Annotated in this window: 10 protein-coding genes; 5 read left to right on the top strand and 5 right to left on the bottom strand. The window is 53.8% G+C overall.

Going from position 1 to position 16,905, the window contains the following annotated elements:
• Positions 1 to 2: 2 nt before the first annotated feature.
• The 3 genes from QA596_09135 (at position 3) to QA596_09125 (ending at position 4,571) form a co-directional block, all read left to right on the top strand.
• Positions 3 to 1,193 carry an amidohydrolase gene (locus tag QA596_09135; protein MDG5767626.1) on the top strand — a complete coding sequence of 397 codons (1,191 nt, stop codon included), beginning with the start codon at positions 3 to 5 and terminating at the stop codon, positions 1,191 to 1,193.
• A gap of 364 nt (positions 1,194 to 1,557) precedes the next feature.
• On the top strand, positions 1,558 to 3,489 hold the full coding sequence (locus tag QA596_09130) for a long-chain fatty acid--CoA ligase (GenBank protein MDG5767625.1): 1,932 nt from the start codon (positions 1,558 to 1,560) through the stop codon (positions 3,487 to 3,489).
• 17 nt (positions 3,490 to 3,506) lie between these two features.
• A complete protein-coding gene (locus QA596_09125; protein MDG5767624.1) occupies positions 3,507 to 4,571 on the top strand; it encodes a bile acid:sodium symporter in 1,065 nt (354 codons plus the stop codon).
• Between the two features lie 55 nt (positions 4,572 to 4,626).
• Here the strand turns inward: QA596_09125 and QA596_09120 are convergent, their stop codons facing one another.
• The 3 genes from QA596_09120 to QA596_09110 form a co-directional block, all read right to left on the bottom strand.
• Positions 4,627 to 7,407, bottom strand: a complete 2,781-nt coding sequence (locus QA596_09120) for a hypothetical protein (GenBank protein MDG5767623.1) — start codon at positions 7,405 to 7,407, stop codon at positions 4,627 to 4,629.
• Between the two features lie 109 nt (positions 7,408 to 7,516).
• Positions 7,517 to 9,727, bottom strand: coding sequence for a hypothetical protein (locus tag QA596_09115; protein ID MDG5767622.1), 2,211 nt, complete (start codon positions 9,725 to 9,727; stop codon positions 7,517 to 7,519).
• 115 nt (positions 9,728 to 9,842) lie between these two features.
• On the bottom strand, positions 9,843 to 9,989 hold the full coding sequence (locus tag QA596_09110; protein MDG5767621.1) for a hypothetical protein: 147 nt from the start codon (positions 9,987 to 9,989) through the stop codon (positions 9,843 to 9,845).
• A gap of 405 nt (positions 9,990 to 10,394) precedes the next feature.
• On the opposite strand from QA596_09110, the gene QA596_09105 reads away from it, so the two are divergent.
• Positions 10,395 to 11,963: a glycoside hydrolase 43 family protein gene (locus QA596_09105; protein ID MDG5767620.1), complete on the top strand. Its 1,569-nt coding sequence runs from the start codon at positions 10,395 to 10,397 to the stop codon at positions 11,961 to 11,963.
• Positions 11,964 to 12,070: 107 nt separating this feature from the next.
• Here the strand turns inward: QA596_09105 and QA596_09100 are convergent, their stop codons facing one another.
• The gene (locus QA596_09100) at positions 12,071 to 13,849 is read right to left on the bottom strand and encodes an endo-1,4-beta-xylanase (protein MDG5767619.1); all 1,779 of its coding nucleotides are present in this window, start codon (positions 13,847 to 13,849) and stop codon (positions 12,071 to 12,073) included.
• A gap of 356 nt (positions 13,850 to 14,205) precedes the next feature.
• Complete coding sequence (gene lpdA / locus QA596_09095) at positions 14,206 to 15,627, bottom strand: dihydrolipoyl dehydrogenase (protein ID MDG5767618.1); 1,422 nt, start codon at positions 15,625 to 15,627, stop codon at positions 14,206 to 14,208.
• A 230-nt stretch (positions 15,628 to 15,857) separates the two neighbouring features.
• On the opposite strand from lpdA, the gene QA596_09090 reads away from it, so the two are divergent.
• Positions 15,858 to 16,904, top strand: coding sequence for an amidoligase family protein (locus QA596_09090; GenBank protein ID MDG5767617.1), 1,047 nt, complete (start codon positions 15,858 to 15,860; stop codon positions 16,902 to 16,904).
• Position 16,905: the final 1 nt, after the last annotated feature.

Raw genomic sequence — 16,905 nt, 5'->3', positions numbered from 1 at the left:
ACATGAATAGAAAAAAGCAGATATCACCCGCCGTTGAGTCGCTGTCCGGCCGCATTGATGAAATTTTTGAGGATGTGGTGGGATGGCGGCGGCACATGCACCGCAATCCGGAGCTGAGCTTCCAGGAGTTTGAAACCACGGACTGGATCATCGAAAAGCTGGAATCGTGGGGGTACCGCGTTCACCGGCCCTGCGAAACTGGCTGCGTAGCCGAACTGGCAGGCGGCAGGCCCGGCAAGGTGACGGCCCTGCGTGCGGATATCGACGCGCTCCCCATTCAGGAGGAAGGCGATGCCAAAGCGGAGTTTGCCTCGGAAAAACCGGGGGTGGCTCACTGTTGTGGACACGATATCCATACCAGCAATCTCCTGGGGACGGCCAGGCTGCTCTCCGAGTTCAGGGAGCAGGTTGCCGGTAAAGTAGTGCTGGTTTTCCAGGCGGGCGAGGAGGTGCTGCCCGGCGGCGGCCGTCTGCTTATGGAAACGGGTATTTTGAACGAATTGGGGGTCGAGCAGGTCTACGGACTCCATACATACCCCGCTCTGGAACCCGGTCGTATCGGAACAAAAGAGGGCCCCTTGATGGCGTCACCGTTCGAATTCAAGATCGAGGTCAGAGGAAAAGGCGGCCATGCGGCAGCCCCCCATCAGGCAGTGGACCCCATTGTCATCGCCGCGCAGATTATTATGCAGCTGCAGACGATCGTCAGCCGGAATATTGATCCCTCCGATGCCACGGTGGTAACCGTCGGGAAGTTCCATGCCGGTACCGCTCCGAACATCATCCCCGAGAAAGCGTGGCTGGAAGGTACCATCCGCACCTTCGACGAGAAGCAGACCCGGTTTATCTTCGACCGGATCACCACTATCGCCGAAAAAACGGCCGAAGCCATGGGAGGAGATGCGAAATCACAACTGATTATCGGCTATCCGCCGGTTATCAACGATGCCGCCGCCACCCACAGGCTGCAGGAAGCGGCCGGCGAAGCCCTGATAACACTTGAGAAGCCGGTTATGGCCGGAGAAGATTTCTCATTCTATCAGAAGCAGATACCGGGCGCGTTCTTCTTTTTGGGAAGTGGCAGTGAGGAGGCCGACAGCCGGTACCCCTGGCATCATCCCAAATACAATGTCGATGAACGGTGCCTCAAAACCGGTATGAAGGTGATGACAAATCTGGTGCTGCAGTCGTGACGCCGCCGGATTCGCGCGCAACTGTTTTCATTCGGATTCCGTAGAAAAACATCCCGGATTCGCGTGACCATTGCCGGCCGAAGCACATCACCGTTGAACCGAGCGGCATTCGGCAGTTATTGTTACTATGAAAAAAAAACGTATTTTAACTGCCTGACAGTTGACCCGACCGTCCATGCAACAGACAGTGGTCACCATCATCTGTGAATACACGTAATCTATCAGGCGCCAAGGCATCCTGTAAAACGTGGGGTTTTTTACGAATAAACGGGCCGGACCCGAACTTCGGAAGTATGTCAACAGGCTTCCCTTTTATGCGATCAGGCCGGTTATGGATGTTAATTAAGTCATTCCTTACGGATATATGGAATCCCGTATAATTGCTTCCAACCTGGCTGATCTTTATCGCCAGGCGGCGGACAGGTACGAGTCCCTGCCGGCTTTTGCGACACGAAAGAAGGCGCTGGAGTGGAATCCGGTCTCGTTCCGGGATCTGTTTGAGCAGGGCAAGGAGCTGGCCACCGGTCTCATCGAACTGGGAGTGGATGCCCGGGAGCATGTCGGACTCTTTTCCGACAACCGGTTTGAGTGGATGCTGTGTGATTACGCTATTCAGCTTTCAGGGGCTGTTAATTGTCCGCGCGGCGCCGATGTTACCGATCATGAGCTGATATATATCATCAACCACGCGCACATCCGGGTGGCATTTGTTGAAAGCGAGGCGCTTCAGAAAAAAATCCTCCGCCTGCGTCACGAAATGCCTGAACTGGAAGAGATCATTTTGCTGGACGCCGATACAGAGCCCCATGAAGGGGTCCGACACCTCAAAGAGGTGCAAGCCATCGGCGCTTACCAGAGGGATATGGGCGATCGCCGCGCCGAAGAGCGTATGGAGCAGATCCGGCCGGATGATCTGTTCACCCTGATCTACACTTCCGGAACCACCGGCAAGCCCAAAGGGGTGATGCTGACCCACTCCAACATGATGTCGCAGATGGAGGTGATCCCGATCGACCTCTCCTGCACCGACCGGGTTTTGTCCATTCTCCCCATATGGCACATTTTTGAACGGGTCTTCGAAGTATATACCATCACCTGCGGCGCCTGCACCTACTATACCGGAATCCGGACCCTGGGCGAAGACCTTAAAAACGTGGAGCCGACCTTCATGGGCTCGGCACCAAGGCTCTGGGAAAGCCTGCACCAACGCATACTGGATAACATCCGCGCGGCCCACCCGGTCAGGCGTGCCCTGTTCCACATCGCCTATTTCCTGGGGCACTATTACCAGGAGTCCATTTTTTACATCACCAACAACGATCTTCAACTCAGGCCCGAGTCACAGATCAAACGGGCGATCTTTTATGTCGGCCACCTTATCCGCCTGCTGATACTGGTGCCATGGTACGGTTTCTTCAATGCCGCCGTACTGGAGAGTGTGCGGCAAAGCGCGGGCGGCTCGATCAAGGCGACCGTTTCCGGTGGCGGAGCGCTTCCGCTGGAAATTGACAAATTCTTCAATTACATCGGGATTCCGGTACTGGAAGGATACGGACTGACCGAAACGTCGCCCGTTATCGCTGTGCGGACCGAGGACAAGCTGGTCAACGGTACCGTCGGGCCGCTTGTGCCGGATACCGAACTTCGTATCGTGGACCTTGAAACCGAAGAAATCCTCTATCCCAACAAGGATAAACCCAATGAGGGACGCGGATTGCGTGGTGAGATCTGGGTGCGCGGTCCACAGGTCATGAAGGGCTATTACCGCGAACCGGAAATCACAAAAGGCGTATTGCGCGAGGGCGGATGGTTCCGGACCGGTGACCTCGGCATGATGACCTTCAACGATTCGCTTAAGATCCTTGGCCGCAGTAAATCCACCATCGTGCTTTCCAACGGCGAAAACCTGGAACCCGAACCCATGGAGATGCAGATCCGGCAGAGCCGGTATATCGAACAGTGTATGGTCGTGGGACAGGATCAGAAGTTTGTAGGCGCTCTTATCGTGCCCAAACTCGACGCCTTCAGGGAACACGATATCAAAGCCGAAACCCTCAGTGACCTGGTGGATAACCCCAAAGCCAATCGCATCGTCCGTGACGAAATCAAACACTACCTGTCCGGCACCAACGGAATCAAATCGTTTGAACAGATTCGCGAGTTTCGCCTGCTTTCCGAAAATTTCAAGGTAGGCGAAGAACTGACTAACCTCTTCAAACTGAAACGCCATGTCGTTGAGAAAAAGTATGAAGAGACAATACGTGATATCTTCTCCCCCAAGGGAGTAAAGGCATAATACGGAAGTGATACGCTATGGAAATTGAAACCCAATTACTGCACTCATCCGACCAGGCTCTGCTGGGGTTGATGATTTTCGTGATCATGCTGGGAATGGGTGCGAGTCTGACCGTCGATGATTTCAAAGCGGTAGGCCGGCGTCCACGGGGAGTGCTTATCGGTTTTCTCTCGCAATTCGGCGTGATGCCGCTCATTGCGTTCGGCCTGGCCGTATTTCTGAACCTGTCGCCGGCGTTTGCCATTGCGATTATCCTGATCGGCTGTCTGCCCGGCGGCACGACATCCAACATGTTCGCCTATTTTGCCCGCGGTTCCGTAGCCCTGAGCATTTCGATGACCACGGCCTCCACGATTCTGGCATTATTGATGATGCCCCTGCTGCTTGAACTGTACGCTTCCGGCTTCACCCGGCAAATCAGCGACGCAATGGTGGCTTCGGGTCAGGCTACGGCCGGATCCGATTTTGTGATACCGACCATGAATATCGTCGGCTCCCTGGTGCTGGTGCTGGTGCCGGTTGGGCTTGGGATGATCCTGAGACGCGTCTCTCCCGGCTGGGCCAAAACCGCCGAAGATACAGCCGGTTTTGTAGCGATTATCGTAATTTTGTTCCTTTTGGGTACCGCCTTTATCCGGCACGGCGGACTCTTTCTCCAGACGCCGTGGCAAGTCTATTTCGCCGTGCTTTTTGTCGGTTTGCTGGGATTTTTCTTTGGCTACTGGGTATCGCGCCTCTTTGGAGTCCAGCCGCTGTTTCAACGCGCGATCTCCCTGGAAACCGGCATCCAGAACGGGCCCGTCTCGTTTGCCATCATCCTGCTCAGCTTTACCGAACCCACGATACAGGACCAGATGATATGGCTGGCAATCCTCTATTCCACATTCATCGTTATCACATCATCATTTATCACCCTCTTTTTGCGTAAACGCGGAAGGTTTGACTGGGAGGTACACCGGAATACCGTTGTTCATAACCGGTTGTTCGGTGAAGAGTATGTTACCGGCTATCCCGACGGATTTCTGCCCCCGAGAATTGCCCATGATCCCAGTCAGGGAAGTTCACCGAGCCAGATCAGATAGGCACGCCCTGTTCGGTTTCCCCGGTAATGTGTACGGTGTTGTCTTTGTCCGGAGTTTACCGGAACAGGTCACTTAGCTCTTCCCTGCTGATGCTGTGTGCCGGCCGGAAGGCCTCGGAATTCATGTATTTGAGAATGGAGTGGTAAAGCTGCCGGGCTTCGGGTTTGTCCGTGATGTTTTCCAGCTGTGACATGCATACCAGCAGTTTTCCTTCACCGACCGAAAATTCGAATAGCAGTCCCAGCTTGTGGTTGCGCTCCAGGTTGTCGATCACCTGCACCAGCGGCCGGTATTCATCGGGTGTATCGTCGAGGATAAGGGAGTTGCTTTCCTTGATGATGGAGAACCACTGCCAGTTGGTGTGAAAGTCTGTGGGAAACGCGTTGAAGAGCGGATGATCCGGATCCATCAGCAGGCCGAGCGTTCCGGGCGAGACCGGTGCGCCGGCGTTTTCGCTGATGCGCTTGAACATCCCGAAATTCCAGAAATCGGGCGGAAACAGGCCGGGAAAACTCACATCGGCTACATCATCGGTTTCCGGGAACAAAAGCACGCGTCCGCCGGCATCCAGAATCGAAAAGGCTTCATCATCCAACCGGCTGGCAACTTTGACATCCCCGGGGAAGAGCGGATCGTCCGCCGGAGGATACACCCAGGCCGGATAACTGTTCGCGTAAGGTGTGTTTTCAAGGGAGACATCCACAGTGAGCATTTCGGCACCGGTTCCATCCGGAAGAATCACGCTGATTTCCCCGACGGTTTGCACGCTCCCCTGAGGGATGAAAACGTCGGTTAACCGGCCTTTTTCGATGACGGCATTCTGCCGGTCCCGGATCTCCCAGGCCAGATCTTCACGGACATCGGATCTGGAGTAGTTTGCGACACGGACTTTGGCCTGGAAGGTTTCACCGCCGGTCCATGTGTACTTCGGGAATTCCAGCATAACAACGACATCGTTACAGGATTGCAGCCACTCCTCGCGGCTGACAACCCCTTTGCTGTCCATGAAGACATCCAAAATACCCACCAGCGCGGTTCCCTGCCCCGGGAAATCCTGAAGGTCGAGCAGTTGGAAACCGGCCAGGTTTTCGGTCCGGAGCGCCGCCTCCATCTCCTCCTTGTAACAGAGCGCCGACAAGGCACCGGACGCCCGCTGAAAGTCGAAACGTTGATCGAGCATGCCCGCTTTTTCAAGGCGGCTGCGGAAAACCTCCAGATTCCACGGCTGCAGAACCCCCGTGTACTTGTCAATTTCTTCGTAATCGGGATAGATCTGATACTGAGCGATCTCATGGGTGACAAGGGGGATGTCAATCTGCGATACGGGATAGTCGAACCGAATATCGGTGGATGGGGTTCGTGTGTTGAGAATTCCACCGTCGCGGGAATCGACGAACGCGTGGGTAAGCCGGGTATGGGTGAGTGTGGTATCGTGCGCATAGGGAGTCCGCGACGCGACAAAAAACTCGGAGGATTTCCCGGGACCGAGATAGCCGATGTTGTTGTTGGATCCCTGGGTATAGAGGGGGCGGTCGTCGAAATTTCGAAGGGCCCGGATATTCTCCTCCACCCGCTCATGGCCGCTCCAGATCTCGTTTCCATGCGAGAACATGACAAACGACGGGTGGTTTGCGTAGTGCTTCAGCATGGCGTAGCCTTCCTCCCTGAGCATGTATGCGACGGAATCCGAATCGAGTCCGCCCCAGAAAGGCAGCTCCGTCTGCAAAAAGATGCCCACACGGTCGGCGGCAATAAACGCCGCTTCGGGCGGTGACCAGGAGTGAAAGCGATAATGGTTGATTCCGTAGGATTGAGCGATCTGGAAAATCCGCTCCCAGCTTTCCACATCCATGGGCGTGTGGCCGGTCAGTGGAAAGAGGGCGCCATCGTGTTTCCCGCGCAGGAATGTGGTGCGCCCGTTGATTTGAAATTGTGTGCCGCTGACCGAAAAGTCGCGCATACCGAAAACCGCAGTGTCGGAGTCGCGGGTGCCGCCGTAGGAAAGCGTGGCCGTCAGGTGATAGAGCGGCTGCTCGTAATCATCCCAGAGGCGCATTTCATCACCGAGGTAATACTCCAGATGGATGAGAGAGTCCAGGGTGGTTTCGACGGATCTCCTCTCCAATACCGTGGATTCGCCGTTCTCTTCCCGGACGGCCTGCAGTTCAATCCGTGCTTCTCTGATACCAAGCGGGTTTTCTATCGAGATTTCAATATCGACCTTTCGGTTGACGATGTCGGGGTAGACACGCAAATTTTCGATATATGTCATCGGCCGGGCCTCGATTCGCATCTCCCCTATCATCCCATTCCAGTTGGTCTGGGTGTCGTTTGAATAGATATGAGAGTTACCGTACGGAGTAAGCTCGAGGCTGTTATCCACCCGGATGGAGATCGTATGTTCCCCGGGTTCGACCACTCCGGTGAGGTCGTAAATTTGCGGCGACTGCAGGAGCATCGATTCGCCGACACGTGTGTCATCAACCCATACTGCAGCCGGTTTGGTGCGTTCGATAAATAGCCGGACGTGCTGATCCCTGAAATGCTCCGGAATAACCACCTGCTTTCGGTACCAGGCCGGACCTTCATAGGTATACTCCCTGTTTAGTCGTCGGGTGGTTGTGTCGGTATTGGCAAATCCTTTCCGGTTGGAGTCGGTGGTGCCGGGCAGTTGGATGGTGTCTTCGAGCTCAGAGAGGAACCATTTTTGCGCGATACCGGTATCGGCCGTATCCAGGGCGAACTGCCAGGTACCGGACAAATCGATGTAGGGCCGGTGAACATCCGGGCTGGAGTCGCTGCGGCAAGCGGCAAGGAGCAGGACAAGCACTCCCACGGCTAAAGATGGTATTCTATATGTCATCTCAATGCTACTTCAGAAGTTAGAAAATGCGGTTAATGCACATAGGAGGTGCGTTCGGTTCTAAATCACCAGCGTTGACCGGTCAGTCGCTTTCATGGTGTGCCGATCGAGCAATTTCCACATCTTCCGCAACTTCCGGGCGAATGTGCTCCCAGTGAAAGAGGCGTTCATCATCACGCAAAAAGCTGCCGCCCATATAATGGACCAGATGCATGTCTTTATACAGCGGCCGGGTTATATCGACAACAATGTCCCAGTAACCGAGGGCATTTTCCAGATGCTCGATCGCTTTTTGCCGTTGTGATTCGTCGCCATGGGTCCGGAATGTTTGCAGCGCGATCGCGCCCTTCAGCTTTTCGGCAAAATGAAGCCCGAGATTGGCCCAGGTTTTGACATCGGAGACTTCATACAACAACGAAGCATTTCCGTCGGTGTCGATATCCGCCACCATTTCAAGCGCCCGATGGTTATCTTCTTCAAGTTTCTGAATGAGAACGGGCGGGGTGACCGCGTCGTCGTCAAAGGTCTTGCCCTCCGCTTTCGCCGCGACATAATCGGCAACGGAGACATAATTCGGGTCCAGAGGCGGCCGCTCGATCAGCCGGTCCACTGAGATATATTGCATGGTAGACGATTCGTAGTCTTCCTCTATTTCATAGAGCGAAAGGAACCCTTCGCTGTAAAGGGTGAAATCCCACCGCAGATCCCATGCCGAGGCCAGTCTGAGCGCGGTGGCCGATGATTTGGCATAAGCGTCGAGCAGCACGCGGGCATCATCGCCGTATCGCCGCACAAAAGCGTTTCGGAACACATCGTCGGAAGTTTCGGGGTCATAGAGCAACCGGCCCCACAACTGGTAAAAAAGCCACTGACGCTGAAAGGCATAGTCCCAATCCACCGGGTCGTCGATTTTGGTAAAATAGTCGAGTGCCGGGATGTATGTATCTGAACCGATGAAATATCCCCCCACGTAAGAGGCGTCATTATTTGCGATATGGGCACGAATAAAGTCCGGAACACCCCAGCGCAACGCGAAGAAATCTTCGTTACGAGCCATCCAGGTGACCTTGTAGTTTTCGGGCTCCGGTACGAAATAGGTGTCGCCGAGCTCACCGCCGTGCACTTTTACCAGGTGTGGGGTGGAATGCGCATGGGACCAGTTGAACTTCATCTCCACCCATATCGGTCCTTCGAACTGATCTTCGAGATCTTCCATGGCCTCCCGAGTGAGCTCCTCGACATACGGATCGGTTGAGCCGTCGGAGAGGGTATCCGCCGAGAACGGGACACGGTGGATCAGTTTTGACGGCCGGTCGGCCAGCAGCATCCCTTCGATCATGGTTTCGTTCATCCAGTCCTGTCGCTGACGGGGCGTCATGCCTGCCATGCCTTCCCCGTGCGAAATCCCGAAACCGTCAAGTTTGGGATATTCGTTGAGCACCTGCGTGACACTTTCCCTCGTGTAGCGGCGAACGATTTCGGTGGTGTCGCCGGTCACATAGTAGTACGGATAAAAATTGTCGTGCGCCACATTGTGCGCTTTTGAAAACTCCTCACTGACAAAAATGCTCCAGTTGACGATGTAGGTGTCAATGCCGCGCTCATCGGCCATCCGGAAAATACCGTGGAATAGCTCCTGCCATTCGGCAAGCTCTTCTTCGGTGAACGGACTCGCTTCCGGGAAGTTTTCAGGCATGATCATGTACGTGAACGGGTGCATCATCCACAGTGTCAGCACGTTCAGGCGATTATCCGCCATCATGTCCAGAAACGCCTCCCAATACTCCGGCTTGCGGGCGGTTTCGAAGTGCTGGTCGAGCGCATAACTCGGGCGGTACGTATCCCAGGGCAGATTATGTTTGACAGCGCGGAACGGAAAATGAGGTTTCTCATTCATGGCGCCGATTTCGCCAAGCGCGGTGCCGTCCAGCAGCGCGTCGGCCACCGCAAGACTGCCGTAAATCATGCCTGCCCCGTCACCCCCGTTAATGGTGATGATGTGATTCTCCGGGATCACGGCAAACGCTTCGGGCTCCAGCCTGACCCTGTTGATCCCGATGCTCAGCAAATAGTCATATTCGGACCGGTCATCGGTCACGGTATACCCCACTTGCGTGAGCGCCGCTTCCAGCCGTTCCGAAGCATAGGCTGCCTGGGGACTGGATGTGTCATACAGCAGATAAACGTGCCGCGACTGGGCGTAGACCGAAGTGGAAATAATCAAAAGGATAAAAAAGGTGAAAGCGAACCGTGCAGTGGTAACGCTTGTACCGTTTTTCGATTGAATTAGCATAACTATGGTAGTTGATTGGAAAAACTGATTTCGGAACCCTGGAAATAAGGTAATAAAAAACCCGGATTCCTATACCCCTCCCCTTGGCCGCTTTCCCTCTGCCTACCCCCACTCATTACTCATTTCCTCCCTCTTTACCCGCTTCCCCCTCCGTCCCCATTTCCACCCTCTCTACCCGTTTCCCTCTCCATCCCATTTCCCCTTCTTTGTCATTTCCCCCTCCAGGCAGATAAGGGGTGACAATTCGTGCGATCACCTGCATCAATTGTGAATGGCCAGGTTCAAACCCGGTGTAAAACCAGGAGTTTCGATGAAATCGCCGATCAGGTCATCCGAAAAAAGCCATGCCGTATTCATCCATCATGTGGATCAAAATGAAAACGTGGCGCGACGGCAATAATTAATTGCATCACCACATGGTTTGCACGTGTCCGGCATACGCAACCGACAGTGTTACAACACCAGCGAGTTTTTGTCGGAGCGGAAGAATTGAATAATTTCGAATTAACCGCCAATATGCTATTTTTTAAATGTAGTTTATACACTTATGATGAGGCGGGCGAAGATCATACTGTGCTAAAGCATTGCTCTAAAAGTGGTTAATCTGAAAACTCAAACAGCTTGAGGGCCCTCCTTGCCAGCCCTCTGTCAACAGACTACTATTATTATGAAAAAACAACTCTTACTGTTAGCCGTTTTCGTCGCTGCCATGTGGAGCACCGATGCGGCTGCTCAAAACAGAGCACAGAATCCGGTTATTTTTGCGGATGTACCCGACATGTCCATAATCCGGATCGGGGACACCTACTACATGAGCAGCACGACCATGCATATGAGTCCGGGAGTGCCGATAATGAAATCCACGGATCTGGTTAACTGGGAGCTGGTCAGCTATGCCTACGATATCCTCGAAGATGTTGATGCCCTCAATCTTGAAAACGGTGAGGATTCCTACGGCGGAGGGTCCTGGGCCAGCAGCCTGAGGTACCACAACGGACGCTACTATGTGGGGACGTTTTCGGGAAGAACGAATAAAACCTACATATACTCTACCGAAAATATTGAGGGAGGCCCCTGGAAGGAGTTCTCGTTCTCGCCCAGCTACCATGACCACACCCTCTATTTCGATGATGACGGTACCATCTACCTGATTTGGGGTGTCGGTGATATCATGATGGTCGAGTTGAAAGAGGATTTATCCGGTGTAAAGGAAGGTACAGAAAGAGTGATTATTGAAAACGCCAGCGAACCGGCGGGCGATGATATCATGCTTCAGGCAGAAGGGTCACAGATTTTCAAGGTGGATGACTATTACTACTTATTTAACATCACCTGGCCGACCGACGGGATCCGAACCGTCATCATCCACCGGGCAGATAATATCGAAGGCCCCTACGAAAGCCGGCTCGCGCTGGAGGACCGGGGGATTGCCCAGGGCGGACTGATCGATACCCCGGATGGCGACTGGTTCGCGTTTCTGTTCCGTGATTACGGATCCGTAGGCCGAATTCCCTACCTGGTTCCGGTCACCTGGGAGGATGGATGGCCGGTTCTGGGCATCGACGGCAAAGTGCCGGACGAACTCGACCTTCCTGCAAATGAAAGCCTGATTCCCGGTATCGTCGCTTCCGATGATTTCAAACGACGCCCCGGTGAACCGGACCTGTCACTGGTCTGGCAATGGAACCATAACCCCGTGGATGATTACTGGTCGATTAACAGGCGGGAAGGGTATTTGCGCCTGACAAACGGCCGTCTGGATGCCCGATTCGTGCAGACTCAAAACACTCTTACCCAGCGGACCATCGGACCTGTGAGCTCCGGCATAACGGCCGTCGATGTATCCAGCATGAAGGAGGGCGATTTCGCCGGACTGGCGCTCCTGCAATACCGGCATGGCAAAGTGGGCGTGAAATACGAAGATGGAGAGAAGTCGGTTGTCATGGTTCATGCGGAAGGCGATGAGCGCGAAGAGATCGAAAGCATCCCGCTCGAACAGGATGTCATTTATCTTAAGGCCGAATGCGACTTCAGAAATATGACCGATATCGCCTATTTCTACTATAGCCTCGACGGAAAAGAGTGGACACGCATAGGTTCGCGGCTTGATATGACATACACCCTGCCCCACTTCATGGGATACCGGTTCAGCCTGTTCAACTACGCCACGCAAACAGCGGGAGGCTATGTCGATTTTCAATTTTTCCACATAGAAGAGACTATTTCCGAAATGTAAAACAGGGGGATGTATGGTGCGGATCGCAGCGCTGATCGTTCGCATCACAGGGTTCAAAAAAAAACATATGGCCACTGGAGGAATTATCCTCAAGTGGTCATATGGCACTATTTTACCAGCATCATCTTTTTGGTTCGGATAACATCCCCGGCCTGCAGGCGATACAGGTACATTCCACTGCTCAAATTTGTGGCGTCAAATGTGGCCTGATGCTGACCCGAAGCCCTCGGTTCATTTACCAGTGTAGCTACCCGGCGCCCCAGCATGTCGAATACTTCAAGTGTCACATGGGCACTCTCCGGCAACTCGTACCGGATGGTTGTCGCGGGGTTGAACGGATTCGGATAGTTTTGTGACAAGTGAAACGCTTGCGGTGATTCCCGGTTTATCTCGGAGTCGGTCCACTCCCCCGCCAGGTATTGACGCAGCCATTCCATTGCAGGACGTTCCGAGCCGTCTTCCCGAACCAGCCACATTTCATGTTGAGGTCTCCATCCTGGCGGCCGGAAGCCCCATGTCGTGATACCCTCTACGGATGGATGCTCCCAGAGAACCGGAAAAATTCGCTGATATTCTTCCAGTTGTTTTTGATCGGACTCTTCTTCGGTCAGATCTTCCAGCATCGGATTTCCGCCGATGTCCAGTTCGGTAACTTGTATGGGGAGACCCGTTTCGCCCAGTCTGTCCAGGCTTCGTTGCAAGTTGGCTACAGTCGGTCGTGGATTATTTGGGCTGCCCTGGACAGTGAAATGGTGTCCTTGCACGCCGATCCCGTCGATCAGGTTCCGTTCCTGGAGCAACCCGATAATTTCCAGATAGCGGGTGGTATTTGTTGTATTGCCAAGTATCCCGTAATCGTTAATCATCAGCCTCGTCTCTTCCGGGAAGATATCCCTTGCCATTTGGAACGCATTGATGATCCAGTCCCACCCGGTTTCTCCGGCACCGCCAAGAGCTTCACGGTAGGGAAGTCCACCGTGGCCGGGGAGCTGCTCGTTGAGTACTTCAACATACTCGGCATCGGGGTAGCGCTCTGCGACAGCGCGGAACCAGTCTTCAATGGCTTCCAGTTGTTCTTCATCGGACAGATCCTCGACCCATTCCGGTTGCTGCGAGCCCCAGAGAAGGACATGGAAGCGGAACGGCACACCATGCTCCCTGGAAAAATTGAATTTTCTGTCCAGTGTCGACCAGTCACGGACCCCCTGTTCGCGTTCCACACTTCCCCATTTTCCGGCATTCCCGGGGGTCATCTGATTCCAGTAATACTCCCAGTAGTTGAGGTGCGTTGATGTCGAGCCAAGGAATTTGTCGTGGCCCTCGGCCAGGGGAGTATTCGATGGGGGAGGAAGCATCGGATCAATTTCCCGGACTTCCAGCCAGTCAATGTAGAAGGTGACGTTCTCGGGGTTGTTCGGATGCGTAAAATGTATGGCCGCCACCATTTGCCCGTCGGCATCAGGCTCGAATCCGGCAATCTCCAATACCTGCCATTCGCCCGGTTCTACCGGCTGAGCCCATAACGCTTCGCTGGCACCCAGGCCCTGTGGATGGAGCTGTATGTATGTGGTCGCTACGGCCTCCGTCCGGATCTTCAACGAAATTCTGTAACGTTTGCCCTCCAGCAGACTGATATTCTCATGAATAGCCTGGGATCCCCAAGGATCAAGGGATCCGTCGTTATCGGCAAAAGTCACCTTCAGGAAGTTATTATCTTCGTTAAGGCTGTCTTCAATTATCTCAAAATCAACGTAATCCATGCCCAGGAAGCTCCAGTTTGTGACTTCATCAGAGCTGGTAATCACACCGGGGGTGGCATCCTGGAACCCCCCGTTCACATTGACGACGGTGTCCACCGCCTGGCTAACTGCCTGGGATGATAACAATAACAGAAACACCAGAGTAAAAAAAGCATGTGTTATACGTTGTGGGATGCTTTTTTCCGAATGGCCGGTTTTGGGAGAATTGGCAAAGGACATCATGGCTGAAGAGGGGTTTGAATAAACAAGTGTTGAATGTACGTTTGTCCAAATAATGCAGAAAAAACGTATGAAAAGCCAGATGCGGAATTATCGGGATGCCGGCTATTGTGTGGCCTGAGGTGTTGGGATATGCGGAACCACCTCGTGCCGCCGATAGTGAACAGGGTGATCGGAGAATAGCATAAACAGCCAGAGAGGCCGGAACGTGAGCCGGCCTCTCTGAAAAGGTTGCAAGAATCTGTAAGAGTTTGCGGGCAGGTCTATTTCTTGCCGGGAGGGGTGCCGAGATGGACCCCTTCGCCATACGCTTCCGCTACCGCCTCCATAACGGTTTCGGAGAGGGTTGGATGCGGATGAACCGCCTGGATGATTTCGTGACCGGTGGTCTCCAGGTCACGCGCCACAACCGCCTCGCTGATCATGTCGGTCACATCGGCACCGATCATGTGGCAGCCAAGCCATTCGCCGTACTTTTCATCGAAGATCACCTTCACGAAACCGTCGGTCTGCCCGGCGCCGACCGCCTTGCCGTTCGCCTGGAAGGGGAATTTGCCCACTTTGATCTTGTGCCCCTTCTCTTTGGCCTTCTCTTCGGTGAGGCCGACCGAAGCGACTTGCGGCTGACAGTAGGTACAGCCTGGAATATTTTCGTAGTTGATCGGCTGGGGGTCTTCGCCGGCGATCCGCTCCACGCAGCGCAGCGCCTCGTGGGAGGCCTTGTGTGCCAGCCAGGGTGGACCGGCCACATCCCCAATGGCGTAAATACCCTCAACATCGGTCTGATAGGTTTTGCGATCGACCAGGATCGCGCCTTTTTCAACCTTCACGCCGATATCCTCCAGTCCGAGGCCTTCGACGTTACCCACCACGCCGACGGCCGACAGCACAACATCGGTTTCGATCTTCTCTTCACCTTTTTTGGTCTTGATCGTCACCACCACTTTCTGGCCTTTTTTGCTGACGTCCTCGACCGTGCTCTCGGTCAGGATGTTCATCCCCTTTTTCTTGTAAATCTTCGCCAGCTCCTTGCTGATCTCCTCATCTTCCACCGGCAGAATGTTCTTCTGCATCTCAACGACCGTCACTTCCGTTCCGATGGCATGATAGAAATAGGCGAACTCAATGCCGATGGCACCGGCACCGACAATGACCATTTTTTTGGGCTGCTTCTCGAGCTTCATCGCCCCTTCCGAATCAATGACGGTTTTGCCGTCGAACTTCAGGTTAGGCAGCTCCCGCGGACGAGCGCCGGTCGCTACAATGAAATGTTTCGCCTTGATGCGATCGGTCTCTTTCTCTTTGTCGTCCAATATTTTGAGCTCCTTCGCCGAATCAAAGACCCCTTTTCCCTTGATGACCTCGATCTTGTTGGTCTTCATCAGAAACTGAACCCCCTTGCTCATCTTGTCGGCGGCCTGTCGGCTCCTTTTGATGATCTTCGGGAAATCGGTCTTTACACTGCCCGCCTCGAATCCATAATCGGAAGCGTGCTCCAGATATTCGGCTACCTGGGCGGATTTAAGCAATGCTTTGGTGGGAATACATCCGATATTCAGGCAGACCCCCCCGAGATCGCGCTTCTCCACAATTGCTGTCTTTAAACCAAGTTGACTCGCACGGATTGCCGATACGTAACCACCCGGTCCCGAGCCGATCACACACACATCAAATTCTTTTGCCATAATAGTTTAATCGGATTACTATTGATATTGGTTACTTCACGCCGCAGTAGGACGCCGGAAAATTTCACAGCCAATTTACGGATAATGATGGATTTTCTCAGAGACGTATTGCGTTCTGTTATATGAGGAAACCGCACCGGGCTGTAAATCATCAGATAAAGGTGCGCACCACGCCGTATTCCTTCTTTTTAATAAACGGAATTAACCAGTTAACCCTTCTATAACACCATATGAGCAAAAATATATCCGGCGTAATCAGGAAAAAACGAGGGACGGAGAGCGTGCAGTTTCCGCCCCTTATGGAGAACATGGAGGGCGAGCCACGCAAGATGGGCCTCGAAATCGAATTTTCCGGACTGTCCATCGACCGGATCGTTTCTCTGGTGCGCATGTGCTACGGGGGAACCGCAGATGCGGAAAGTGAGTACAAAATCAAGGTCAGGGATACCCGGCTTGGCGATTTTACCGTGGAACTGGACTGGGTTCTGCTCCAGAAAATGGCAAAAACCGACTATTTCGGGAAACTTGGCGATGAGATCGGAGTGAAGATCGATGCGCGCTGGCAGAAACGGGTCGAAAAGCTGCTGGCCACCACCGCAGAGCCGTTTGTTCCCTACGAGGTTTCGTTTCCACCGGTGCCGTTCGACAAAATTGCGGATCTGGAAGAGCTGCGCAAAGCCATTTACCGGATGCGCGGAAAAGGGACATCCGCCTCTCCCTTCAACGCCTTCGGCCTGCATCTGAATCCTGAAACTCCATCAGGCGACCCGGCGGTCATTCGGCGATATTTCCAGGCGTTCCTGCTGTTGTACGAGTGGCTCCGCCTTTCTCATGAAATCGATGTGATGAGGGAAATCACGCCGTTCATTGACCCGTTTCCCGACAAGTATGTCGAGAAGGTACTCGACTCCGGCTACAATCCCGATCTTGAAACGTTGATCGATGATTATCTGAAAGACAATCCCACACGAAATCGTCCGCTCGACCTGCTGCCCCTGTTCGCATGGCACGACGAGGAGCGCGTTCGGGAGAAACTCGGGGATGAGCTGATCCGCCCCCGGCCTACCTTCCATTATCGCCTTCCGAACAGCTCCATCGATGACCCGGAATGGACATTCACCCGTGAGTGGAATGTGTGGGTGGAAGTGGAGCGGCTGGCCGAGTCGGGTGAGAAACTGAAAAGTCTGCAGGATCTGTTCCTGAAGCGAAAACGCCATCCGATCAAAACACTCACCGAAGAGTGGATGCGCGAGATGCGTGCTCTTTTTATGGACTGAC

It is taken from the genome of Balneolales bacterium ANBcel1, assembly GCA_029688905.1.
GTDB lineage: Bacteria > Bacteroidota > Rhodothermia > Balneolales > Natronogracilivirgulaceae > SLLW01.
Note: the sequence above shows the minus strand (reverse complement) of the source record. Positions and strands in the feature narration are given on the sequence as shown.